Origin of the sequence: Acinetobacter sp. ANC 3813 (assembly GCF_002135435.1) — a bacterium.
GTDB lineage: Bacteria > Pseudomonadota > Gammaproteobacteria > Pseudomonadales > Moraxellaceae > Acinetobacter.
In genome coordinates this window covers 124,351-148,887 of the sequence record NZ_NEGK01000009.1, presented here as the reverse complement: position 1 = coordinate 148,887, position 24,537 = coordinate 124,351, and the positions used below count along the sequence as shown (strand labels likewise).

Here is a 24,537-nt window from a genome sequence, read left to right as displayed (position 1 = left end):
TGAAATTAACTAGAGACCGTCCGAAAGGGCGGTTTTTTTATAGGTGAAATATGGCAGAAAGCAAACCAATAGAGCCTAAGGTTCTTCAATTCAAGGCCAATCCTTTTGAAATTGGAGTCGCGGCTGAAAATCAGAAACGAAAATTTAGCGGCATCGCATACAGTGGGGAGCCAATACAAGGCCACTATTACTGGGGCGATGTGATCTTTGATCTTGAATCAATGCAGATCGATACACCGCTTGCTGCATTGCTGGATCATGACACTGGGCGCCGTGTCGGTGTAGTGACACAGTTTAGCAAAGACAATGTCACTGGTTTAAAAGTCGACGGAGATCTGCTGAGCAATCAGTTCGGTCAGCAAGTTGCCCAAGATAGCGATGAAGGGTTTCCATGGCAAATGTCTGTTTACATCGATCCCGCCTCAATTGAAGAAGTTGAGCGCGGGCAAGTTGTTGTAAACGGTCGGACGCTGCAGGCGCCAATCACAATCTTCCGCGGCGGCCGCATCCGCGAAGTGTCTTTTTGTGCATTAGGTGCAGATGACAATACCAAAGCTGTGGCCGCAAGCCATTCTCCAAAACAATTTACCCAACCAGAGGACACAGACGTGACCGAATTAGAACAGGCAAAAGCAGCCCAAGCCAAGGCTGAAAAAGAGCGTGATGATGCTGTAACTGAGCTGAATAAGTTCAAAGCAGATAAGCGTGAAGAAGATATCAAAGCGCTTGAAACGTCTTTGAATAAGCAATTCAGCGCTGAAGAAAAAAAGTCATATACCAATATGGATGACTCAGCATTTGCATTTATGTCCCAGCAGTTAAAGCAATTCTCTGCAAGCAGTACTCCACTAGCTGTGCAACCGCAACAACAGCAAATTCCACCACAATTTGCGCATTTGTTTAGCCATCAAGCAACTGGTGGTCAGGGTGGCGGTCAAGGGCAAGGCGGTAATCAAGGTTCAGCTCTGGACCAAGCTTTTAACCAATTTGCTGCAGCTCAACAAGGAGCAAAACAATAATGAGCACAATTACTCAAACAATCATCACTACGCAACTTGTGGTAGGTGACGGTGTTCGCACAGAAAACGCCAAAGTAAAAACAGCCACAGCGTATAAGCGCGGTGATTTGCTGAAGGTTGGAACAAATAACTTAGCTGATCACCCAGTAGTCACTGAAGGCGTGGTGGGTGATTGGAATGCAATTGCGAATATCGATATGACTGCAGAGCAAGCAACTTACCATGCAGCCAATGGTCTAGAGATGCCGATTTATGTGCAAGGCGCATTTGATATTGCTGTAGTGACGGTAAATGGTACCGCATTAACAGCTGGTCAATATGATGCGGTCCGTGCACAGGCATTGGTCAACAAAATCGAACTTCGTAAAGTAGTGGGGAATTAATACATGAGTCAGGAATTTACATTTCGAAATGCACCAGTAGAACTGCTGGATGTTCCGCAGCTGGTGCTGCTGACCGATACCACTCAAAAGGTGGATACATGGTTAATGGACCGCTTTTTCCCGCAACGTGTGTCGTATACGAAAAAAGAAGTGCCAGTAGGTGAATTAAATACAGCAACTCCATTGGCTCCATTCGTAACGCCTACGGCTGCTGGTCGTCAAATTAAAGTGGGTGAGTCTGGTAACGTAAAATTTGTTAAGCCAGCTTATTTAAAGCCAATGATGACGGTATTCCCAAGCGATGTTCAAAATACTGCTTTGATTACGCAGTTACGTAAATTTGGTGTGATTGCAACCGGCTCAAACCGTTTAAGCGATGCTGACTTACTGCTGATTGACCAAGCTCAAAAAGCTTTGTATCTGCGCCAATCCATTGAAAACCGAAAATTGCTGATTGCCCGTGATGTTCTGCTATATGGCAAAACAACATTCGCTTCTGCTGACTTCCCAATGTATGAAGTGAACTATGAACGTAATCCAGCTTGTAATTTCGCACCATTGATTAAATGGGGCCAAACTGATGCCACACCAGTTAAAGACATCCAAGCTATGATTGATTTATCAGTGGAGCATTCTGGCACCTCACCAATTATGGCTCTGACAACATCTAAGGTGTATAACACCTTGATTAAAGATGCTGAGTTTAAGGAAAAGTTCATTGCGCCGTATGCGGGTATTAACGTACCGCTTACGCCGACCTTTGACCAAATGGACAAGCCTCAATTCCGCGGAACGGTCGATAACATTGAAATCTGGACATATGACGTGCAGCACAGTATTGGCGGCGGTTCATCAGAGCGCTTTATTCCTGAAGACTTTTTTGGATTGATTTCTGATGCCAATGGCTGGATCGCACACTGTGCCTTGCAGAACGTTGAGGCCTTCGGTCAAGCTCTAGAGTTTTACTTAAGCCAATGGCAAGAGAAGAATCCATCAAGCATTCAAATGCTTGCTGAATCATCTCCTTTGGCTATCCCTAACAATAAAAACGGCTTAGTCGGCGGCCGTGGTTTCGTATAAGGAATTAAAGAATGCCAAAGTACATTGCAAAACAGTCCCTCGGTCATTACCGACCAGGACAAGAAATCAAAGGGCTTGAAGCTAAACAACTTCAGGCCCTTTTAGCATCTGGCGCAATTGAAGAATATCAAGAGCCTCAGGAACCTAAAGCCGACGGTACAGCTGCAGAGTTAGCAAGCCTAACTGCCAAAGTTGCCGAGCTGGAAGCTAATGAGGAAATCCTCATTGCCGGCAAAGATAAAGCCGATGCCGAAGTTGCCGAGCTGAAAGCAAAAGTTGAAGGCTTAGAAAAATCACTGGCTACATCCGAAGCTGCTTTAAAGAAAGCGACTACTGAAGCCAAGAAGGCTGCCACTGAAACCAAATAGGTGATCTATGTACGCAACTCGAAATAATTTAGAGGAGCGTTTTGGCGAAGGAGAGCTTCAAGAACTGGAGTCAATGCAAACAGCAGGTAATTCGATTGAGGAAGCACTGCAGGATGCATCTGAGGAAATAGACAGCTATATCGCTATTCGATATGTCCTACCTTTGCCAAATACCCCCAGTACGTTAAAACGGATTGCGTGCAATATCGCGCGCTACCGGCTTTACTTTCAGCGACCAACTGAAGAAATCGAAAACCGCTATAAGGCGGAAATAGATTTCTTGAAAAGGGTTGCTGATGGAAAAGCGACATTGAACATTCTTAACCCTCAGAATGAAGTCACTGAAGAAAAGCCAACAAGATCACCAGCCACAGTGCCAATCGGTACGACATACCGCGGCGGCGTATTTAGTGATGATGTCCTAAACATGATGCCTAGCATCAGGTGAGATCGAAATGACAGGTATAGGAATTACGATTGAAGCGGATGGCGAGTCTGCAGTGATGCTGGCTCTACAGCGTTTATCTAACATTGACCAAAGCAAACCCAAACTATTTGATGCAATTGGCCAGATGGTTGTGAGCAATATCCGCAGCCGCTGGGCAAATGGTGAAGGTCTTGAAGGTAAGTGGCGCTTATCAGGCCGGGTAATGCGTAAAGGCGGAACAACGCTTCGTGATACCTCGCGGCTTATGAATTCCATTACCCATAACGTTCTGCAGAATGGGGTAGAAATTGGTACTGATGTGGAATATGGCGCGATTCATCACTTTGGGGGTGAAATTCACTATGAAGGACGCATGCGCCGTACTTACTTCAGGCAGAACCAGCGTACCGGCTTGGTTGGCAATAAGTTTGTGCGTAAGGCACGCTCCAATTTTATGCAGGAAAGTATGGGTAAGCCTTATAAGGTCAATATGCCTCGGCGTCCCTTCCTTGGGTTGACTGAAACCGATGAGAAGAAAGTCATGGATTTAATTGTGGAGCATTTAACCAATGAGTGATGAAGAAAATTTCTTTGCAGTCCGTAATGAAATTTATGAAAAGCTGAAAGAAATCCCTGATTTCAAAAAGGTATATACACCAGCTAACTCTGCCAAAGTAACTGAGCTTTCACAGGTTACGCCGAATGCTCAGATTTATTATCGCCGCGTACGCAAGTCTGATGATGCTGGCCGTGCATCAGTGATGAGCTTAGCTCAGCAATGGGAAGTTACGATTTGTGAGCGTCACGCTGCATCACAGCAAAATGATGGATCTGCTGTTTTGGATCGTGCCGGCATACTAACCATGAAAGTTTTGAAGATGCTGTCGGGCTGGCGTCCTGCATCAAGCAAGCGTCCGCTCGAAATGGTTGCGGTTGAGGAGGATTATTCACCAACTTGCGTGTATATCACTTTGGTATTTGAATCAAAAATGTTTGTGTAGGAATAGTTCATGTCAAAACAATTTAAAGCTCGGCAACCAGTCGGGCGTTTTAATTCAGGGGATATCGTCGGCGGTTTAAGCGATTCTCAAATTCAAGATTTACTGCAGCGAGGCGTGATTGAAGAGGTTAAAGAAACAGTCAAAGCTAAACCTGCACCAGCCAAAAATGAAGAGGTGAAAACCGATGTCAAATAAACCAGACTTAATCTCACTGCAGGGCGAACTATTTTTAGCAAAGATGATCAATGGTCAACCAGCAGCATTGTTGCCTATTGGTAATACTCCTGAGCTCCAATTGCAAATCACCTCTGAATCGACGGATCATTTTGAATCCAAGACTGGCATGCGTGCAAAAGATGCTGTATTACGTAAGCAAACTGGTGTGTCAGTTAGCGGAACGTTGGAAGAAGTTACTAAAGAGAACCTAGCTATGGTGCTCAGCGGTAAAACACTTGAAATTCCAGAAGCAACAATTACTGAAACAGCGTTGGGTGCAGTAAAAATCGGAGAGATGATTGATCTTGGAATTCGAAATTTATCTGATGTTGCTTTTAAGGGCCCAGCAGATGCTGAAATTACATCTGATAAATACACATTAGATGCTGTATTTGGAACGGTAATTTTTAATGAAGCGGTTACTGATGTGAAGTGGTCAGGCAAGTCAGGTGCTATTACTCGTACCATTATTGCTACAAATTTGGGTGAAGAATATCGTTTCTTCTTCAAAGGTGTAGACACGTATCAAGGCGATAAGGTTGCAGTGACACTGTGGCGACTAGAACTGTCTCCTGAAACTGAATTTGATCTAATTCATGAAGACTTTGCAAGCTACAGCTTTGAAGGCGAGTGTCTTGCGGATATCACTAAAGCAAATGATGCTGAGTTAAGTATTTTCGGTCATATTGAACGCTTTGCTGTAACAACCTAAACCCTTTCAGGCACAAAGAAATGCACAGGCGCAAAAAGCGTCTTTTTTTGTGCCTGCTTTTTGAGATTCCATCATGAATGATTTCTTCTTGGCGAACGGCCGCAGTATTTCAGTTTTAATTGGCGAATCAGAAATAGCTGTACAGCAATTCAAAATGTATAACTTGGACGAATGGTTTCCAGCTGCTATTACATTAAAAACCTTTTTAGAAAAGAAAGATTATTCAGATGAAATTTTGACAGAGTTATTCACATCACATGGGCCGCAAGTTCTGCACTTGATGCAGATAGCTACAAGTTTACCGCAGGCCGATTTAATTCAAGGCGCAGCCACAGACGAGCAAGGCTTTAAGCTACTGCTGAAAACAATACTTGAAGTGAATACCGCATATTTTAAAGAGCCAAAACCGCGTCAACGGGCCAAATCAGGCGAACAACAATCCAGCTGGTTTAATGCATTTCAGTTTCTGGTGGCTCAGGGTCATCAACATTCTGAAATTATGCAAATGAGTTATGGTTGCTTTATAAACTATTTGAAAGCGGCCCAGAAGGTATATTTGGACGACAACAAATTGCATGCCAATGTGATCCGCGCTGCACACCACTCAGATAAAAAGGGTTTTGAAAAGTTCCAATCTGAACTAACTAAACATTGATGAATTTTGCAGATTTAACTTATTATGTGCTTGAATAACAATATTATTGAGGGTGTTGGTGTGAAGAAGCTAGTTTTAATTTTGGCATTATGTATGTCAGCTCAGGCTTTTGCTGTAGATATGAGGGCATTGCGCGGTAGCAACGGCTTTGTTGAGCTTGGTGATAGCTATAGCAAATTGAGAGATGTTTTGGGGCGTCCTGAATCATCTTTTGAGCATAATATTCGAGATGGAAGAGGGCGGCCATACCCAGCTACCACTTATAAATATAGAGTAGATAATGCGAATTACGCCATCACTATTGTGGATGGTCGCGTATATAGAATTGACTGGGTTGAGAGCGCTTATCTGGGTACTAATATTCTTGTGGCATATGATTGCTAAACGAGCTTCAGCTTTTGCAAATAGATGGGTTTGTTCTCAATGCGGTAAATGAAAAAACACCCCAGGGAGCTTTTTTTATTATAAATTAATAAATTACCAACATTTGAATATGGCTTTTTGCGACAATTTTAATGATGGAAAATCCGCTTTAATACTTTGAATTAAACAAAAACCTGTGCTTAAGAATCTAAATGCTACAATTAGGAATATTCCACAATTTTTTGCAAAGAGCTCAATATGTGGCTATGGATTACTATCGCATTATTAATAGCAATTACATTTTTTGTTATGGTGAACTCGAATGAAAATTTTAAGCTATCAGGTAAATTTAAACACATTAAAAAGAATAAATTTCAGCATAAAATTTTAGAAAGCAACATTTATCAAGAGTCCTTCATTGAAATTATTGGCCCGAAAATAGATGAAGCTGTAGAAGTGGTTGTGACTGCATTTTTGATTCAAGATCTCAATAATCTTGATAGAGAATATGCAATTATGGTTTTGGTGAATGACATCAAACTAGGGTATTTGTCTGACGAGGATGCTCTTAAATTTAAAAAATTATTAAAGTTAAGTAATCTGTCTGAAAAATCAGGAATTAATGTTCAAGCCTTAATTCATGGTGATTGGGGTATTGGTGAGGAGAGTGGAAACTTTAAAATTAATTTGAATATTTCCAAGGATCTGAGTGATTCTGAAATTATCTAGATTGAGAGTGATTACCCAAAATTCGACAAGATTTTTAATACCCCAAAAAACCACCTAACGGTGGTTTTTTTATGCCTAAATTTGAGGTCAGCATGTCTGGAAAGAACTTAACATTTAAGCTGGTACTGGACGGTGACAGCAAAGGCCTAGTTGCAGCAGCGAGGCAGTCTGAAGATGTTACCAAAAAACTATTTGATGCCATTAAAGCAGAATCTGCAAACTTAAAGCAAAATAGCGACGAGACTGCAAAAGCACTTGGCAATATTATTCCAGTAAAAAGCAAAGAGCTTGCAGATAGCTTAACCAAGTCATTAACTGCTGCAACTGAAATCATTCAAGATGCAGGTGATAATGCAAAAACAACTGCTGGTAACTTCACTGACTTTGGAAACAAAGCAGAAAAAGCTTTAAGCCAATTAAAAAGTGATTTAGCTGAAGCTAAGCGAAACCTAGATGCTTTCTCAAAAACAAATGCATCACCTGCAGATATTGAAGTTGCACAAAGACAAGTAGATCAGCTAGAAAAAGAAGTGCAACAAGCAGATCAAGCGTTTTCTGATTTTCATCAGGAAGTCGGTCGTGCAAATACAAGATTGTCAGAAACTAACACTTCCGCCCAATCAGCACAAAAAGGCATAGATGGAGCTAAGTTTGCTGTAAATGCTCTTGTTGGAGCAATGGCTGCGATTGGTGTTGGCCTCGGTGTTCGTGAACTCGCTGAAACAGCAGATGCATATACAAATCTTTCTGCACGTATCAATATTGCTACCAGTGATGGCGGCAACTTTACTCAAGCCATGGCTGGCGTTCATCAAACTGCATTGATGACTAATACAAGCCTTGATGCTACTGCGGGCTTATTCACGAAAGTGAATGATGTTGGCAAGCAAATGGGGATGACTCAGCAGCAAAGCTTGGATTTAGTTAAAACAATTAACATGGCGGTGCAAACTGGCGGTGGATCAGCGCAAGCGAGTGAGGCTGCTATTGTTCAGCTTACCCAAGCCTTGCAGAGTGGTGTTCTTCGCGGTGATGAATTTAACTCAATCATGGAGCAAGCGCCGGGCATTTCTTCGGCTTTGGCTAAATCACTTGGTGTCACTACTGGTGAACTGCGCAAGATGGCTGAAAACGGCGAGCTGTCAGCCGAGAAAGTTGTTAAAGCGCTTCAAAGCCAGTCAGCAGCAATTGAGGCTGATTACGCCAAGTTTCCAACTACCATTGGTAATGCTTTACAGCGCATTTCGACACAATGGCAAATTCTGATTGGAAAAATGGATCAAGCCAATGGAGCATCTGCAACAGTAGCGCAATGGCTTGTAATGCTTGCTGACAATATGGGCATTGTGGAAACACTGCTTAATGATATTGGTTCTGGTTTTGTTTGGGTTGGTGATCAACTTTCGTTTATTGATGTATCTGTTTTTGAAAGTCTTAAATCTGCATTATCAAGTGCATACGATGCCGTTAAAGATGTGATTTCTACTTTGGTTGATTTTGGTAAAACTATTGTAGATATTCTAGGAACAACACTAACCAACGCTTTGGCTGTGCTTTCATCATTTACTGGTGAGGCTGCAGCGGCGGGTGAGCAAGTTAGTTTCTTGGAGCGTGTGATTCAAGGGTTATCGATTGCATTTGGTTTTATCGCTGACGGTGCTGCTGCAATTAAAATTGGTGTCAATCTTTTAGCTGGCGCATTTTTTGATTTAGCCTCAGCAGCAAATAGTGTTATGGCTGCTGTTACGTGGGGTGATGTTAGTAAACAGTTTGCTGCCAATGCAGACAACATGAAAGCCAAAGCAAAGCAGTATTACGCCGAAGCTGATAAGGATGCGATGGCATTCGAATCCAAAGGTGTGCAGCGCATGAAGGAGGCTGCGCAAACCCAAGATGAAAAAAACGCTGAAACCATCTCAAAAAACCAAGCAACATTTGCTGAGCTCATTCAGCAAAATGAGGAATTAACCCAAAAATCCAAAGCATTGGCAGATGAACGTGCAGCGATAGATGCGCAGCTCAATCAGGCGCGAAAAGATGGCAATCAGTCAGCCATTGATTCAATATTGCAAAAATCCAATGAGTTGGAGACTCGTGAAAAAGCACATGCTACAACCAAAGCCAAACTTGATAGCGATACTTTAGCATCAGCACAGGCAACCGCTGAGGCTGCCATCAAAGCCAATGGCGGAGTCATGGATGGCGTGATGCAAGCCGATCTGTTGACGAAAGGCTATATCGCCACCATAGATGAAGCGGGCAAGGTATCGGTCCAAGCGGGTGAAAGCGCAGCGCAGGCAGCAGAAAATGCCAGAGTAAAAGAGGAAGCCTTAAAGCTAGCCAAAGACAATGTCAAAATGGCTGACGAAGAACTTCTTGCATATCAGAAACAGGCTGCAGTTGAGCGTGTTTTACTAGATAAACAGATCGAAGAGGCTAAACGTACAGGTGACCTAAATGCATTGGCTTCGGCGCAAGCGTCTGCCGATGCTATCAACGCTAAAGAGAATGAACTTAAAGCTAACCGCGAAATACGAATTGCCGAACTTAACAATGCGACAACTGGCTCGGGTCAGGTTGCTGAATCTGCATACTCAAGAGCATCTGCTGCTGCCAAGCTGTTCGGGGTTGACCTTGATGTCTCACTAAACAAAGTCTCTAAATCATTTTCGAGTTCCGGGAATGAATTAGAAGGATTTAAGAATAGGCTTAGCGAGGCAGGCATCACTGGTAAAGCGGCTGGTGATGCAACATACCAAGCGTGGCTTAACTGGCTGGAAACTGCCAAAAGCCAAGCTGAGATTGATTTTGCAAAAGCTAAGCTTCAAGAGTTCGGTGACCAAGGCCAAATATCTACCTCACAAGTTGAGCAAGGATTACTAGCTATTAAGTTTCAGGCTCAGAAGCTGCCAGATGATGTTGACCCTGTTACTGAATCATTCAAACGCCTAGGCATTGAAACTAAGGAAAATCTAAAACTGGCAGCTCGACAAGCACTGATGGACTTCATTAATGTTCGTGATAGCGGTCAGGCAACAGCCGAAGGCATTCAGAAAGCTTACGAGAAGGCAGCTCAAGCTGCTGCTGCATCGGGTGATGCTGGAAGGGTTGCGGCAGTAAATGCCTTGAATGCTGGACGTAATCTTGAAGTCCAAATCGATGCCACAGGCAAAGCATCAGTTAAAGCCATGAACGACTGGACTGCTTCAAACAATCAGGTGCGTAACTCTGCCGACGGTATTGGTGATGGATTCCGTAATGCAGGTCAAGTTGCCCGTGATGAGGCGTCGAGTGCAAGTGATGCGTGGCAAAAGGCTGTTAAATCTGCCGAGAGTGCAATGCATGCTACACCGCAAGGCTCCCGCGCCAAGATGGCTTACAACGCATCTGATATTGAAGAAAAGCTTAAGGCTATGGGATATGACGAGGCACAAGCTAAGCGCTTAGCAAATGAAGTGTATCAAGGTTCTAGGAATGCTAATGGCACAGGCTATAAGCAGACTGTGGAAAATTGGAGCTTTGCGGGCGGCGGCGGCGGCATGAGCAACGTTGATGTTGTCAATAAAGAGCTTGAGCGTTTAGCGCAGTATGCGAATTCCAATGCCGTGAAGAGTGCAGCGCCATCTGTGAAATCTCCATCGATTTCAACCAATGACTCTAGTAGCAAGAATGTGAATTACAGCATCAACTTTGGCGGAAAAACACTTTCACTATCAGGTACTGCGGATCAGGAATCAGCAATGAATCAGCTTATTAAGCAACTACAAACACAGGCGAAATCAACATGAAACTCATACGCCTAGCTACACAAGAGACCGTCTCATTAGAAGACGGTTTTTTATGGTCTGATGAATTTGACTGGAAGCCTAGAGCACAAACACAGGAATATGCTGTCGATGGTAGCTTGATCGTGCAAGGGGGTACAAAACTCGCAGGCCGCCAAATCACTTTAACTGCCGCAGATGGTCAAGGCTGGATTAAGCGCCGCGATTTACGGACTGTTTTGGATTGGTCAGCACTCCATGAGCAATTCACTTTGCAGTTTGAGTACCCACATGATGGGCGCTCATTTAATGTGATTTTCAATCATGAGGCTGGCGCAATCGAAGCTAAGCCAGTCAAAGAGCATCCAACTGTTTCGGAGGATGATTATTACGCCGTCACACTGCGGTTCACGGAGAAAAATAATGACGATTGAAACTAAAGATCTGGTGATCTATAAGCCAGAACGCTTAACCGATAACGATGATGGCGGCGGAAAATACTCAGGCCAGATCATTGAAGATGGACTAAGCAACAACCTATTCGATGATATCTCTGAGTTAAACCGCACTACTGGTGATGTATCCATGCGCAAGATCTATCCCGCAGTCAACACAGCAGATACAAGCAAGCTGATGGGCGCTACAGTCTTTATCTCTGAGTTGCCAGAAGATCCTAATGTTTCTGCACTGCTATTTAGTACAGAGTCATGGACAGACGAGCGCAAAGCTGCACAGAACCGTGTTGAAGAATACTTGGCAAAAGGAGGCCAGTCTGCGGGCACTCCGCTTGATACACATTACAAAGGCATGAAAATTCTGCAGGTTGCTATGTTCCCGCAAGAGACAGAATCGGCTGTAGGTGATTCAATTGCCCTAGTGTCGAACGAAGGTAAAGCGCTGCAGCATGAGCAGTATGTCCGAATCACCAAGGTTGAAACTCGCACCGCAATCATTGTGGTGGATGGAAAGAATTTTGAATACAAGATAGCCACCTACACAATCAGCGATCCTTTAGATCAGGACTTTGTCGGCCTATCTGCAAAGCAATGGTACAACGGCGAGAAATCCACAACGATTATCCGCGATACACTTGTGGCCGATACTGGGACTTATTACTCCTCCGTCGGATTGGCAGCCGATTCGAATGTAGGTGAATACACTGTAAATGCTGAAAGCATCTATGCTCAGCTGATTCCGTCTGCTCAGACTGAATCACAGATTGTTGATGTGAATGCGGCGGGTGAGAGTGTAGTTTTGGTGCCAGGTAATGATGGAACCATTACTGCTAATTTTGCAGTAACTGTAGGCACAAGTCAGAATCTATACATTGGCTTAAGTGTGATGCCTTCGAGTGTGGCATTCACGCTATTTGGACAATCTATTTCGGACCAAGGCGGACTGCTTAAAAATACTTTAGGCACACAGGTCGGCACAATTGACTATCAGCGCGGGCTGATTCAATGGACGGATTCAGCAGGCTCAGGCAGCACCACACTGAATATCACATTCACGCCTGCAGCTTCACCTAATCAGTATTACCAAAGCACCGCAATCCCAGTAACTCAGAACAGCCAAAGTACAAACTGGACAGGAGTGCTGGTGCCCATTCCTGCACCTGGTTCTTTATCCATTTCATATATGGCTCAAGGCAAGTTCTATGAATTGAAAGATGATGGTTCTGGTCAGTTGAAAGGTACAAGCTCTTCATTTGGCTCAGGCCGCATCAATTATGAAACTGGATCTTGGACGTTAACCGCTGGTGCATTGCCTGATGTGAATTCATCAATCCTGCTGCTGTGGGGAACGCCAATTGTGACTTTTGTGCGCTCTAATTTGAGTGTGGAAAAAGCCAGTTTTGATTTTCAATTATCCGAGGGTGTTGCTTCGGGTGTGACGGTAAAGTGGCTGCTGGAAGGTGTGGAGAAAACTGCGGTCAGTAGTGCTCAGGGCAAGTTTACGGGGGATGCTGTGGGTGAAATTAATTATGCCAGCGGCAAAGGTAAGCTGATTCCCAATAAGCTGCCGCAGAAGTCTACTGTTTTTAATGTGACTTATAACTTCGGTACAAGTTTGGAGCAGACAAAAGCTGATATTGCGCCAGACTCAAACCAAAAGCTTTTATTTACCATTGGCACTGGATCTGCAATTCAGCCGAGCAGTATTGAATTGAGTATTCCACTTACTGATGAGTTGGGCTCAATCACGCGCAATTTGACATTGACGGATGCTCCCTTGAGTGCGACATCGGGCAATTTGGTCAACTCCGCTGGCGAGGTGCAGGGCACGATTAACTATTCGACGGGCAGTGTAGAGATTACACCTTGGGCTTATAAAAAAGAGTTTAAGCAAAATTATTTAAGTATTGAAACGGCAACATATGCCGCAGCATAGGTAGTTATATGTCATTTTACTCACCGCAAACATCAAGCATAACCGAGTCACAGGTTTTGCTTAAAGCTTATGATGTAACTGATATTTCTGTTAAATATCGCGACACATCTGGGCTGAATTCAAGTACTCACACATTCACAGCTGATAAATTAAAACTCGATTTATCATCAGGTTTTGACGAACAGATTCTGACTGGTTCAGCCCGTTTTAAAGTGGGGAGCGATACTTATTTAGATCGTAATGGTCTGCTTTATCGCGCTGTAAACCCAGCCAACAATAGCGGTATTCAGTCTGGCCTAATCCAATATGGTACGGGTGTCGTGGCAATAGACAGCTGGACGCCCAATACTGACAACACCATTCAGCTTGAGTCTCTGACAACCACAACTGATCTGCCGCCAGTGAATCAGATTTGCTTCCGCACACCGATTATTCCAATTCGTGTGCAGTCGCTGACTGTTGTTGCGACATCACTTGAGTTTGGGCAACTGACACTGATTGCAGATGAATACGGCAAAATAGAAACCAATCGTGCACATGGCTCAATCAATTATGATAATGGCCTTGTGAACATTAATTTTTATACCAAGACAGAAATCACGACAGAAAACCGTGCCGAACTTGAGGCTAAGGATTGGTATGACGTTTTGCTTGAATATGCTGATGCGGGCAAAACGTATATCAATGTACCGGTGTGGATTGATGCTTCAGCAGTGCGCTATAACGCTATTGCTTATACCTACATTCCGCTTGATGCTGATGTGATTGGTCTATCAGCCACACGTTTGCCGCTGGATGGCCGTGTACCTATTTTCCGTGTCGGCGGTGTAGGTATTGTCAGTGCAAGTAAAGTATTTGAGCTGCCAGACCATATTGCTGGGCAAACTTATCAGCTACCTGATCAGCGCATTGCGTGGTGTGAGCTGGAAGATGATGGTGGCGCCAAGGTGCCATTTGATATGTATACCGTGGACTATGATTACGGCCGCTTCACCTTGAATGGTGACTTTGCTTTAAACACACTGGCGCCGCCACTAAAAGCCAAATACCGTTATCAGGATATGGGCCTTATTCGTGATGTGCAGATCAATGGCCAGCTGACATTCACCAAGCCGCTTACGCACAATTATGAAGCTGCAAACACGGTTGTCGGCTCAGCACTCATTATTGATGAAATGCAGGCGCGCTATACGCGTAAATTCGTGCAGCAGACGTGGAATAATGTATGGGCAGATGTGGCCACAGGAACAGCTATTTCAGCAAATTACAATGATTCGCTTTACCCGCTCGTTGTAAGCAACAAAGGAGCAATTCAAGAGCGCTGGGCGGTTGTATTCACTGACACCACAACATTTAAATGCGTGGGGGAATATACAGGTGAGCTGGCATTGCGCGGAACAATAAATGCAGATTATGCGCCCATTAATCCGGTAACCAATGCGCCTTACTTTACGATCAAAAAAGAAGGTTGGGGCAGTGGATGGGCGAGTGGTAATGCCTTGCGTTTCAATACGATTGCTGCAAATTATCCAGTTTGGGTGATTCGCACTGTGAAGCAGTCTGAACCCTCGCAGATCAGCGATCAATTCCAAATCATGCTGCGCGGCGACATTGACCGCATTGTTTAAAAAATTAATTCAAATATGGCCGCGTTTGCGGTCTTTTTTACGAGTATTCAAAATGGCGACAGACATAGATGTTCAATATTTCAGTCACTTAAATGGTTTAACTCTTGGCAATAATTGGGGGGATTTAATTCGTTTACTTGATACTTGTTTAGTAAACGGCTTAGCCCTGCCAAGCGTTACTTCAGCCTCAATTGATGCGCAAGGCGATATCACTTTAAATCTGTATGCATCACACAACTGCCAACTTTTTCAAATCGTGGAACTGACAGGATTTAATGCTGTGTCACTCGGCAGTGAAACGCGCCAAGTAAATGGAAAATACAGAATCAAAGGCGTGCCGGCAGCGAATCAATTAATTTTAAAAGGTATTGCACGGACGGATACAAATCCTACCGCAGTTAATCTTATTAGTATCGGTGCTGCTAAATTGGCATCTCTTGGATACGAAATCATTTTCCGTGACGCAGCGGATGTAAAGCGAGTTTACCGCGCCAAAAATCCAACTTCAGCGCATCCATTTATTCGGGTAGATGAAACGATTTCAGACGGAGCAAATAGCTACACGTCTACTTATGCAAAGTCAGCAATGGTCGGCTTGATTGAGAATATGATTCACATTGATGATTATTCGGATACGTCAAAATTACAGCTTCCGCTCGATACAGCTGATTTTACTAAAAATTGGAAGATAACAGGTACTGGCACAGCTGTTGTGAAGGGCTGGGCAAAGTGGTATTGGGCTACGGCTGCCGATGCAGCAGTAACAAGTATGATTGAATCTAATGCACCATCAAGTGCAAATAGAACATTCACAATCACGGGTGATGCTGATGCCTTTTACTTATTAAATGCGCGAACTTCAGTCGGCTACTATAAGTTTATCGCTGGAGCAGGCTTAATCAATTCTGCACTAACATCAGCACACCCTGCTTGGTTTTTGATGGCGAATTTAAAGTCTACAGCCGCTTCTTCGTTACAGAATATTGGGGTTGATGCAGCAACCTCGCCGCTAACAAATAATGCTGCGGGCTCAAAATTTTTAACAACCTCTGCCATTGCTGTATCACAAGTATCAAACCATGTTTTTGCAAATCCTATTCAGCCAAGCTTCAAGTCAGGGGCAGAAACCATGTTTGGCGGTGGGGGTATAGGTGCACTGGAGATTCCCATCTATGATGATTCTTCACTTCTTCGAGGCGTGTTGCCGTTTATTGCATATTCTGGGAAATCACATGGCGCTATAGCTGCCACCACCCCGCTTATTTCTGAACATTCAATGTATGTTTATGATGCTCTAACGCCAAGCGGGAATGGTGCGGGTGGCGGAATTTACTTTTATTTGGGAGAAATGGAGTGAGGCCATGCTCAAGAAAGGCGCTTAAAACTGAATTCAGGCTGCAAGATATTGGGCTTGGTTCAAAGAACACTATAGCTGGTATCAAAGGCTCAACCAAAAAGCTAGGTGAGAAGTACAGTACTTGCTTGGTTGTTCTTTATAACAAAGCAAATTTGCAGCCAATTGCATTGCGTAAGCCAGATGAAAACGGTGACTATCAATTTCTAGGTTTAAATACAGATCTGAAAACATTCATTGTTGCTTTTGACATCAACAAGCAATACAACGCAGTTATCCAGGATAATGTGGTGCCAAAATGAATACACCATCAATCTCAGCAAGCCTTGTGATGCTGCAAGCGCTTGCAAACTATTTAGATCGAGGTAGCTCAAATGCTGCCCTTATTTTTTACAGCAGCAATAAGCCCACTGCGCTTGATTTCATTCCAGATCCGGCAAGCAAGTTACTGACTTTAAACTTTCCTGAGCCGTGCTTTAAATCAATCACAGAAACAAGTATTGAGCTGCAGCCATCCCAAGCGGGCACCGTCATTCAAGCTGGATTAGCAAAGTGGGCGCGCTTATTTAATGGTGAGGGCCATGCTGTTGTCGATGTATCAATGGAAACAGATATTGTTTTAGATACATATGATTTTGCAATCGGTGCAACCGTCAAACTTGATTCAATTTTCTTGAGTTCGGCCACATAAAAGAGGTGGTCAATGTCAGAATACACACCACCAGATGCCTTGAATGTCATACTGAATTTTAAAAAAGAATCCCAAACCTTAGACAGCCATAATTTAATTTTAAATTTTGGCGCTGAAGATGGTTTTAGTTTTGCAAATATCAGTATTAACACCGCTATTAATTTTAAAGCGAGTGGTAAAGTTGAGCAGCCAGTTGATGTGCACGGGCATGCAGATATTCAGATTAACTGCTCATTCGATGTAGCTGCTGCTGGCACATTTGACATCAATCACATCCTCGGCATTTCAACGTCTATAAATTCAGCATTTCAGAAAGCAATTCCATGCATACATGTGAATGAAATTCCCTGGGAAAAACCGATTTTAAGGGCGCATAACAGCGCCTTTTTTATTGAGCGCGGAAAGCCAGTCTCTGCGGCGCGAAAGATTAGATTTGAAAAAGGACGTCTGCTTGCCGCTGCTATTCAATCGATTCATGAAGATGCAACAGGCTTAGCATCAACCATTCATATTGATTGGAATGAAAATAAACGGCTTCGAGTGACTCAATCTTCAGTCTTTGAGCAAGCGGACAAACTTTATATTGAGCGTGCATTTGACTGGATGGAACTTGTGCGCAAGCGTAAGCAGTTCACTTATTCACACGAAGTGGCGCATGTCTTTGAAAAGCGCTTTTCATTTGAGTGGGATAAGGGCCTGCAGATCACCACAGACACTGTTTTGCCTTGGGATAAGGCCAAGGCAATTCATTATCGCAAGCATGCTGTAGAACCATGGCCAGAACCGCAATTGCCAGTATATGCTGGCAGCACAGATTTGAATTTTATCTGTCTATGCCATGAAGTTGATCCCCATAATGTAGTGCTGAATTTTGGCGCTGATGACTGCATTCCAGCAATACCTAATCAAAAAGGATGGTACATATTGAACACTGTAAATGTGGTTCGGCTAGACACTGGCCAATCCATTAAAGTCTATGACGGTCGATATAGCACGAGCCGTGACAATTGGTGCTGGGGGTATTCACTTACAGTGCCGCCGACAGAAATCAGTAAGTTGGAATCAGATGGTAAGCCAGTGATTCTGCAGATCACAGTGAATGGCAATGTGCATCATATGCTGTATGAGTCAAAGTCGGTGTCACGACAGTTTGCAAAAGAAACATGGACACTCAAAGGTCGAAGCCAATCCGCATTGCTCAGTGCTGACTACTCACCGCTGCGCTCATTCCTGCAGGAAAACGAACGGACCTCTGTGCAGCTCTGCCAAGCTGAGATTGATCGTGCAAATAGCAGTACGTTGCTCGATTGGCAGTTGATTGATGAGTTGGGATGGATCGTCGAAAACGAAAGCCTCACTTACACAAATTTGGCGCCAATTGATGCTATTAAGATGGTGGTTGAGGCAGGCGGCGGCTTTATTTATAGCGAACGAGCAGGCAATCAAATCTCAATCAAGCCGAAATATAAGAAGTCAGCTTGGAATTCAATGTCAATAAATGATTACGACAAATTGCTGCCTGAAAGCTTAGTGTTTGATCAAAGCATTGATGAAGTTGAACTAGATGACTTTAACGGCATAACACTCACAAACGCCAAGAATGGCAACACATATCAGGTTAAGCGAACAGGCACTGCTGGTGATGTCTTGAAAGAGACTGTATCGAATGCAATGTTTGATGCCGTCAGTGCCGGTGGATATGCCAAAGCTGAGTTATCGCGATTTGGCAAGGTTGAAGATCATAGTTTTACTACACCAATCAATGCTCAATTTAATGAATGTACACCAGGGCAAACACTGGCTTTTAATGGCAGCTGGTGGGGCATTGTTGATGCGGTTGATGTGAGCTTTAGCCACAAAGAAGTGAAGCAAACAGTCAAAGTGGAGCGTGTTCTAAATGAGCAATAACCCATTGAAGAAGCTACGTGATTTACTGAATCCACAGCATGCGGAATATGTTGGAACAATCACAAGTGTCAGCCATCCAAACTATAAAGTACTTGTGGCGGATAATTCGGGTTTAGTTCTCTGTACCAGTAATGTTGTTTATGCCTTGGGTGCCAAGGTCTTTATTTCAAATGGAGAGATTAAGAGGCCAGCGCCGGCGGGCAGTGTTACGCAAATTGAGATCTAGCACCGAAAGGTGCTTTTTTATTGCCAAAAATATAGGGGAAATTAATGGAGCCTGTCTCTACAAGCGGCTTTGCAGCATTCTTAAAATTCTACGGTGCTGCAGTCGCAGTGACTTTGGCCATTTGCTTATTTGCAACGGTCGTCATTATGATGCGTTTGCCGCGCTCACCACAGGAATGGGCAGTGGGTTTGATTTGTACTGTCGTATCTAGTCTTACTGGAGGTGCATTCATTATCGTGAAATGGGGTTTACATGAATGGGTAACTGATATATGGGGAATGATTGCCTTAGGCGGTTTCTTCTTTATCTGTGGTTTGCCTGGTTGGGCTATTGTGCGATGGACATTTAATTTTATTAACAAGCAAGAAGGTAAGACGATTATTGAAGTTGTAAAAGAACTTAAAGACGTAAGAAATGATCTTAAAAAGTGATCAAATATTTTTTAAAAAGCAAAAAGCCAAGAACTGCAATTCTTGGCTTTTTTTATTTCCAAAACTTTAATAAAAGGATCAGAAAAATATTCATGTCAGATAATTTTAACACCAAACCCAATATCAGCATAGAGGGGAAAATGAGCGAAAAAGATACGGGAAAAGTAGCCATCATTATGGCGTGGGGTAAGTCTATTTCAATGGTGGTTGGTAGTCTTACAGGCGCAATAGTCGCCATAACCGCATTAATGAAATGGATTGTGTGATATTTCAGCATGGCGATTTATAGCAATTCTTTTGACGATATTTATTTGTACATATATTTGGAAAATGTAAACCCTCCACTTAGAGATCGGTTTTTATTACATACGCACCGAAAGGTGCTTTTTTTATACCTAAAGAAAAACCCCAGTGTTAGAGCACTGAGGTTTTTTTCATATCAACTTAAAGGAAAGGAGACATGATCAATCTATGTTCAAATATTCTAAACCAATAGTGGAGCTTATTAAAGTGTCTATCGAAAAACATGGATTATGGCAAACTATTTTTGCCTTCTTGATATTATTTTCCATTCCAATTCTAATTTGGAAATTGCCTGAAATTATCTTAGCTATAAAATCTTAAACCGACTTCTTTAGAGGTCGGTTTTTTATTGTCTGTGCGCCATAAGGCACTTTTTTTATGTCTAAAGGAAAGTGAAATGAGTAAGAAATTAACTGCAGAGCTAGTTTTAGAACAAGCTAAGAAATTAGGCGTTGAAAGCGCCGTTTTACGTGCAGTCATTGAGGTCGAGTGCAAAGGCTCAGGCTTTAATGCGGACAATACACCAGTCATTTTGTTTGAACGCCACGTCATGCGGCAGCGTTTGATTGCGAATGGCCAATCTAAAATTGCAGATCAAATGATGATTAAGCGACCGGATCTATGCAGTAAAAGTGCGGGTGGCTATGGTTTGTATTTTGTTCAGCATGGCCGTTTAAATGCTGCTGCTCAGTATCATCGGGCCTCAGCATTAGAGTCGGCAAGCTGGGGCATTGGGCAGGTCATGGGCTATCACTGGCAATCGCTTGGCTATCCATCTCTGCAGGCATTTATCAATGCCATGTATAAAGATGAGGCCTCACAGCTTGAGGCGATGTGTCGATACATACAAGTGAATGGCCTAGTGAATGCACTTAAAAATAAGGATTGGAAAGCCTTTGCACGTGGCTATAACGGGGCAGCATACGCAAAGAATAGTTATGACACCAAATTGGCTAATGCGTATAAACAGTTTTCATAACTGGTGATGTAGAAAATAAGATTTTTTATTGCAAAATGCGATAAATTGGCTATACTTGTTTTATAGCAAAATGCGATAATTAGTATGCATGTGATCACCCACGCTCGAATCATAGAAGCAAAGAATAAGTGGCCACAGGCTGAGACAGCATTGGATGGCTGGTACCGAATTATGAAAGCCAATGATCCTAAAGATTTTGCTGAAATGAAGCTACTCTTTCCAGCGGTCGATAAAGTTGGAAAGCTGCATGTATTCGATATTGGCGGAAATAAGATACGATTAATAGCGGTCGTAATGTATCAGGCAAAGCGCGTATACATTCGTTATGTCTTGTCCCATCAAGAATATGACAAAGGTCATTGGAAGGAGGGTTAATATGAATGCAATGATTAAACAGGCTGTAGATCACTGGCATTACGTTGCACCATTACTTAGCAAGCCTGAAAATGAAGATGACTTCAATACACTGGTTGAAGCATTGGATGACCTTTTGGATACGGTTGGCGATGATGAATCACATCCTCTCATGGGGCTTATTCATCAACTTGGTGACTTAGTTTCTGCTTATGAGAATGAGCACTTACCAATGCCTAAAGGAGATGGCCGAGCGGCTTTAGCTTTTTTAATGCAGCAGCATGATTTGGGTCAGTCTGATTTACCAGAAGTAGCAACCCAGTCTGTTATCTCAGAAATTTTAAGCGGTAAACGTCAGTTGAATATCCGCCACATTAAGGCGCTGTCCGAGCGTTTTAATGTTTCTGCCGATACCTTTTTTTAATAGAGCGCCGTGCAGCGCTTTATAATTTTATTAATGATATTTAAAAGCCCTCAATATGAGGGCTTTTAAAGCTTACTTGTGCTTTGTCTTAATCAGATCTGATAAATCAAAACCTATAGATTTTGCATAATCTAGGTATTCATCAACTGTGGCCTGATCAGGGTTAGCAGTTCTGCTGAGCACCCAAAGATATTTTTTATTAGGCGAACCGACTAATGCAGTCTGATAGTCATCATCAATTTTTAGAACCCAATAATCACCGCGGCCTACTGGTAACCAGCGAATAGCTTTAGGTAAAAAGCTCACTTTTAGTTTCGAGTTAGCAGGAGCGTTCTGAACATAAGCTTCACCAATTGATTGGTTAAGTTTGCCGTCTGCGCTATAGCAGCTATTGTCTACTTTCACGTTACCGTTTTCATTTAATGAATATTTGGCAGTGACGTTGTAATCACATTTATTCTGGAAATATAGCGGTTTACGTGCAATTTCATGCCAAGTACCAAGATATTTATTTAAATCTACCTTTGATACTGCTTGGACTTCAGTGGTGTTTGCATTTGCTGTTGAAAGTAAAGAGCCAGCAATAAGTACTGCACCACCAGCTAAAAGGAGCTTACGCGTTTTTGAATTCATGTTATAAGCCTGCTTTAATTTGAAAGTGAATTCATTACTATAGATTCACTTTCAAGTTTACTTTGTTTTTTTATGTATTAAGTATTTGATCTTTAATCATTGTTTAGTATTTCTATTTTTCTTCTTCGGACACTTCTTACCATTTCCACCCGGCAAGCAATCACATGCTTGACCATCTCCATCTCGGTCTAAACTTTTCCAGCCTGTTTGTCCTGATTTTTTACGTTGTTCATACCATTTCTGTGCTTGCTGCTGTGTAGAAAAGTCAGCGCATTTTTTTGCATAAACTTGGATGGAAGTGAACCCCAAAACGAAAATGAGTAAAAATTTCATAAATTATTTTAAAGTCAAAAAGTTATATGAATTCTAACATTAATTTTTTTATGTGACAAAAAGTAAGCATTTTGTTAGATTACGTAAAACTATAATCTTTAATGGGGGTGGAGTGTGAATGGTGTAACAGTTTTTCTATTGCTAATCATTGTTTGCTTGGGTGGTGCTTTTTATTTTATATATGGGAAATTTAAAGCAAAAGAAACTGAAAATACTAAAAATCAGACTCAATTAAAAAAATATGAAGCTAAATATTCAAGAATTATTGATGTTGATAGTGAAGTTGAAAAATCTTTAAATCGTAAGAATCAATTGAATAATGATATTCAGGCATTGCAATTAGATTACCAAAAAAAATATGGTCTTTTCCAAATATTAACCCGTAAGATTGCTGTATATGATGAAGATTTAGAATTAGCTGAATCTGGGTTTTATAAGCCACATTTTGATTTTGGAACATCTGAAGAATATAAACAAAGAATTGCGCTGATCAGAGAAAAGCAGAAATCAATGCTTAAGGCTAAAACTGCAGTCACTTGCTCTACAGAGTGGACTGTGGGAGAAAGTAAAGCTGAAGGTAAGAAAATGGTCACACGCGCAATCAAGCTAACAACGCGAGCATTCAATAATGAATGTGAAGCAGCTATAGCAAATGTGCGTTGGAATAATATAGAAAAAATGCAGGAGCGTATTCGCAAAGCTGCCGAAGATATAAATAAAATGAACGAGTCAAATCATGTCTATATTGATCGAAAATATGTGGATATGAAGATGCAGGAATTATGGCTCGCGTATGAATATCAAGAAAAAGTAAAAGAAGAGAAAGAGGAGCAAGCTGAAATTCGCCGTCAAATGCGCGAAGAGGCAAAGCTTGAGCAGGAAATGGCGGCAGCTCAGAAGGAAGAGGAAAAATTCCAAAAATTATTATTGAAAGCGCAAGCTGAAGCTGCAAAAGCCGTCGGCGGTAACTTAGATAAATTGAATGCAGAAATTGCTGAGTTGTCGACTAAGTTGGAAGAGGCTCATCAGAAAAATGAGCGCGCGATATCAATGGCGCAGCAGACCAAAGCGGGACATGTTTATATTATTTCTAACATCGGGTCATTTGGCGAGGATGTCTACAAGATTGGTATGACGCGCCGTTTGGAGCCAATGGATCGTGTACATGAACTGGGCGATGCTAGTGTGCCGTTCTACTTTGATGTGCATGCAATGATTTATAGCGACAATGCTCCAGCTATGGAAAATGCGCTCCACAAGTCATTTGCAGAACGTCGTTTAAATTTAGTCAATCTACGTAAAGAATTTTTCCATGTGACTTTAGATGAAATCCAAAGTGAAGTTCATAAAATTTCAAGCGATGCTGAATTTACTATTACAGCTGAAGCTGAACAATACAGACAAAGCCAAACAATTAGACATGAGAAAACTCAGGCAGAGAAAAAGCTTGAGGAAGAAATTCCAGCTTTAATATAAGGGGTTAATCGTGGGGTTTAATTTTAGAAAAAGTCTAAAGATAGCACCGGGTGTACGTTTAAATATTACGAAAAAGGGTGTTACTAATGTTTCACTAGGCGGTAAGGGAGCACGTGTGAACCTTGGAAAAAAGGGGACAAGAACAACAGTTGGTTTGCCTGGTACTGGACTTTCGTATAGCAGCTTTAGCCCTAAGCAGGTAAAGAAGGAAACTGCTCGAAGTGAGCCTGTAAGGTCTAGCATGCAAATGAATATGTCTCCTGTAGGAGCACAAGTTCCTCCACCGTTACCATTTATGCCAAAGTTTGAGCGGAAGGTTTCGATTCTTTTGGGCATTGGAATTTTTCTAATGCCATATATTTTTGCATGGTTTACTCTGCGTGAAGGCTATTCAAAGCCAGCAAGGTTTATAAGTTTTGGATGGCTTTTATTATTTGTATTTGTGAATATGCAAAATTAATAGGGGGTGATTATGTCTTACGTCTTAGCAACTACAGAAGATAAGGTTCGTTGGTATAAATACAAATACGATCAAAATCTCAAAGTAGGGGATTTTGAGTTATTGGAAATTTTAGATTTAAGACAAGTACCATTACTGGGTGACAAAGCGACTGCGAAAGATGCAGCGAAAGCACTTGGTTTGAAAACATGGCGTTATGTGAAGATTTAGTATGTTTTGTTTTTCCAGA

The 24,537-nt window shown here is 42.4% G+C and carries 31 protein-coding genes; 29 read left to right on the top strand and 2 right to left on the bottom strand.

Annotated elements, in window-relative coordinates:
- The first annotated feature begins 50 nt into the window (after positions 1–50).
- From B9T34_RS14190 to B9T34_RS14065, 26 genes are all read left to right on the top strand, one after another.
- Entirely contained in the window at positions 51–1,019 is a 969-nt protein-coding gene (locus B9T34_RS14190) for a hypothetical protein (protein WP_139841277.1), read from the top strand.
- Entirely contained in the window at positions 1,019–1,402 is a 384-nt protein-coding gene (locus tag B9T34_RS14185; protein WP_086213782.1) for a hypothetical protein, read from the top strand. The genes B9T34_RS14190 and B9T34_RS14185 overlap by 1 nt, the downstream gene beginning before the upstream one ends.
- A 3-nt stretch (positions 1,403–1,405) precedes the next feature.
- Entirely contained in the window at positions 1,406–2,482 is a 1,077-nt protein-coding gene (locus B9T34_RS14180) for a major capsid protein (RefSeq protein ID WP_086213781.1), read from the top strand.
- An 11-nt stretch (positions 2,483–2,493) separates the two neighbouring features.
- Positions 2,494–2,850 carry a hypothetical protein gene (locus B9T34_RS14175; protein ID WP_086213780.1) on the top strand — a complete coding sequence of 119 codons (357 nt, stop codon included), beginning with the start codon at positions 2,494–2,496 and terminating at the stop codon, positions 2,848–2,850.
- Between the two features lie 7 nt (positions 2,851–2,857).
- Positions 2,858–3,298 carry a gp436 family protein gene (locus B9T34_RS14170; RefSeq protein WP_086213779.1) on the top strand — a complete coding sequence of 147 codons (441 nt, stop codon included), beginning with the start codon at positions 2,858–2,860 and terminating at the stop codon, positions 3,296–3,298.
- A gap of 7 nt (positions 3,299–3,305) precedes the next feature.
- Positions 3,306–3,854 carry a phage virion morphogenesis protein gene (locus tag B9T34_RS14165; RefSeq protein ID WP_086213778.1) on the top strand — a complete coding sequence of 183 codons (549 nt, stop codon included), beginning with the start codon at positions 3,306–3,308 and terminating at the stop codon, positions 3,852–3,854.
- Complete coding sequence (locus B9T34_RS14160) at positions 3,847–4,278, top strand: hypothetical protein (RefSeq protein WP_086213777.1); 432 nt, start codon at positions 3,847–3,849, stop codon at positions 4,276–4,278. Before B9T34_RS14165 ends, B9T34_RS14160 begins: the two co-directional genes overlap by 8 nt.
- A gap of 9 nt (positions 4,279–4,287) precedes the next feature.
- Positions 4,288–4,473 carry a hypothetical protein gene (locus B9T34_RS14155; RefSeq protein WP_086213776.1) on the top strand — a complete coding sequence of 62 codons (186 nt, stop codon included), beginning with the start codon at positions 4,288–4,290 and terminating at the stop codon, positions 4,471–4,473.
- The gene (locus B9T34_RS14150) at positions 4,463–5,206 is read left to right on the top strand and encodes a hypothetical protein (protein ID WP_086213775.1); all 744 of its coding nucleotides are present in this window, start codon (positions 4,463–4,465) and stop codon (positions 5,204–5,206) included. The genes B9T34_RS14155 and B9T34_RS14150 overlap by 11 nt, the downstream gene beginning before the upstream one ends.
- 73 nt (positions 5,207–5,279) lie before the next feature.
- Positions 5,280–5,861, top strand: coding sequence for a hypothetical protein (locus tag B9T34_RS14145; RefSeq protein ID WP_086213774.1), 582 nt, complete (start codon positions 5,280–5,282; stop codon positions 5,859–5,861).
- A 60-nt stretch (positions 5,862–5,921) separates the two neighbouring features.
- Positions 5,922–6,245: a hypothetical protein gene (locus B9T34_RS14140; protein ID WP_086213844.1), complete on the top strand. Its 324-nt coding sequence runs from the start codon at positions 5,922–5,924 to the stop codon at positions 6,243–6,245.
- A 237-nt stretch (positions 6,246–6,482) separates the two neighbouring features.
- Entirely contained in the window at positions 6,483–6,953 is a 471-nt protein-coding gene (locus B9T34_RS14135) for a hypothetical protein (RefSeq protein WP_086213773.1), read from the top strand.
- A gap of 92 nt (positions 6,954–7,045) precedes the next feature.
- A complete protein-coding gene (locus tag B9T34_RS14130) occupies positions 7,046–10,741 on the top strand; it encodes a tape measure protein (RefSeq protein WP_086213843.1) in 3,696 nt (1,231 codons plus the stop codon).
- Positions 10,738–11,151: a hypothetical protein gene (locus B9T34_RS14125; RefSeq protein ID WP_086213772.1), complete on the top strand. Its 414-nt coding sequence runs from the start codon at positions 10,738–10,740 to the stop codon at positions 11,149–11,151. Before B9T34_RS14130 ends, B9T34_RS14125 begins: the two co-directional genes overlap by 4 nt.
- Positions 11,141–13,108 (top strand): hypothetical protein, encoded by a 1,968-nt coding sequence (locus tag B9T34_RS14120; RefSeq protein WP_086213771.1) that lies wholly within the window; start codon positions 11,141–11,143, stop codon positions 13,106–13,108. The genes B9T34_RS14125 and B9T34_RS14120 overlap by 11 nt, the downstream gene beginning before the upstream one ends.
- Positions 13,109–13,116: 8 nt before the next feature.
- Complete coding sequence (locus B9T34_RS14115) at positions 13,117–14,736, top strand: hypothetical protein (protein WP_086213770.1); 1,620 nt, start codon at positions 13,117–13,119, stop codon at positions 14,734–14,736.
- A gap of 52 nt (positions 14,737–14,788) precedes the next feature.
- Positions 14,789–16,093 carry a hypothetical protein gene (locus B9T34_RS14110; RefSeq protein WP_086213769.1) on the top strand — a complete coding sequence of 435 codons (1,305 nt, stop codon included), beginning with the start codon at positions 14,789–14,791 and terminating at the stop codon, positions 16,091–16,093.
- Positions 16,090–16,392: a hypothetical protein gene (locus B9T34_RS14105; protein ID WP_086213768.1), complete on the top strand. Its 303-nt coding sequence runs from the start codon at positions 16,090–16,092 to the stop codon at positions 16,390–16,392. The genes B9T34_RS14110 and B9T34_RS14105 overlap by 4 nt, the downstream gene beginning before the upstream one ends.
- The gene (locus tag B9T34_RS14100; protein ID WP_086213767.1) at positions 16,389–16,781 is read left to right on the top strand and encodes a hypothetical protein; all 393 of its coding nucleotides are present in this window, start codon (positions 16,389–16,391) and stop codon (positions 16,779–16,781) included. The genes B9T34_RS14105 and B9T34_RS14100 overlap by 4 nt, the downstream gene beginning before the upstream one ends.
- Positions 16,782–16,793: 12 nt before the next feature.
- Complete coding sequence (locus B9T34_RS14095) at positions 16,794–18,689, top strand: hypothetical protein (RefSeq protein WP_086213766.1); 1,896 nt, start codon at positions 16,794–16,796, stop codon at positions 18,687–18,689.
- Positions 18,679–18,915, top strand: a complete 237-nt coding sequence (locus tag B9T34_RS14090; protein ID WP_086213765.1) for a hypothetical protein — start codon at positions 18,679–18,681, stop codon at positions 18,913–18,915. The genes B9T34_RS14095 and B9T34_RS14090 overlap by 11 nt, the downstream gene beginning before the upstream one ends.
- 44 nt (positions 18,916–18,959) lie before the next feature.
- The gene (locus B9T34_RS14085) at positions 18,960–19,346 is read left to right on the top strand and encodes a hypothetical protein (protein WP_086213764.1); all 387 of its coding nucleotides are present in this window, start codon (positions 18,960–18,962) and stop codon (positions 19,344–19,346) included.
- Entirely contained in the window at positions 19,343–19,612 is a 270-nt protein-coding gene (locus B9T34_RS14080) for a hypothetical protein (protein ID WP_086213763.1), read from the top strand. Before B9T34_RS14085 ends, B9T34_RS14080 begins: the two co-directional genes overlap by 4 nt.
- Positions 19,613–20,046: 434 nt before the next feature.
- Positions 20,047–20,628, top strand: a complete 582-nt coding sequence (locus tag B9T34_RS14075; RefSeq protein WP_086213762.1) for an N-acetylmuramidase family protein — start codon at positions 20,047–20,049, stop codon at positions 20,626–20,628.
- Between the two features lie 84 nt (positions 20,629–20,712).
- On the top strand, positions 20,713–21,003 hold the full coding sequence (locus B9T34_RS14070) for a type II toxin-antitoxin system HigB family toxin (protein ID WP_086213761.1): 291 nt from the start codon (positions 20,713–20,715) through the stop codon (positions 21,001–21,003).
- A gap of 1 nt (position 21,004) precedes the next feature.
- Positions 21,005–21,406, top strand: coding sequence for a helix-turn-helix domain-containing protein (locus B9T34_RS14065; RefSeq protein ID WP_086213760.1), 402 nt, complete (start codon positions 21,005–21,007; stop codon positions 21,404–21,406).
- A gap of 72 nt (positions 21,407–21,478) precedes the next feature.
- On the opposite strand, the gene B9T34_RS14060 is transcribed toward B9T34_RS14065, so the two are convergent.
- Positions 21,479–22,039 carry a lipocalin family protein gene (locus B9T34_RS14060; protein ID WP_086213759.1) on the bottom strand — a complete coding sequence of 187 codons (561 nt, stop codon included), beginning with the start codon at positions 22,037–22,039 and terminating at the stop codon, positions 21,479–21,481.
- A 96-nt stretch (positions 22,040–22,135) separates the two neighbouring features.
- Entirely contained in the window at positions 22,136–22,372 is a 237-nt protein-coding gene (locus B9T34_RS14055; RefSeq protein ID WP_086213758.1) for an excalibur calcium-binding domain-containing protein, read from the bottom strand.
- A gap of 114 nt (positions 22,373–22,486) precedes the next feature.
- Here B9T34_RS14055 and B9T34_RS14050 point away from each other — a divergent pair, with 114 nt between their 5' ends.
- The 3 genes from B9T34_RS14050 to B9T34_RS14040 are packed head-to-tail and all read left to right on the top strand — an operon-like array spanning position 22,487 to position 24,518.
- Positions 22,487–23,848 carry a DUF4041 domain-containing protein gene (locus tag B9T34_RS14050; protein WP_086213757.1) on the top strand — a complete coding sequence of 454 codons (1,362 nt, stop codon included), beginning with the start codon at positions 22,487–22,489 and terminating at the stop codon, positions 23,846–23,848.
- A gap of 10 nt (positions 23,849–23,858) precedes the next feature.
- Positions 23,859–24,308, top strand: a complete 450-nt coding sequence (locus B9T34_RS19265; protein WP_086213756.1) for a DUF4236 domain-containing protein — start codon at positions 23,859–23,861, stop codon at positions 24,306–24,308.
- A gap of 12 nt (positions 24,309–24,320) precedes the next feature.
- Positions 24,321–24,518: a hypothetical protein gene (locus tag B9T34_RS14040; protein ID WP_086213755.1), complete on the top strand. Its 198-nt coding sequence runs from the start codon at positions 24,321–24,323 to the stop codon at positions 24,516–24,518.
- Positions 24,519–24,537 lie beyond the last annotated feature (19 nt).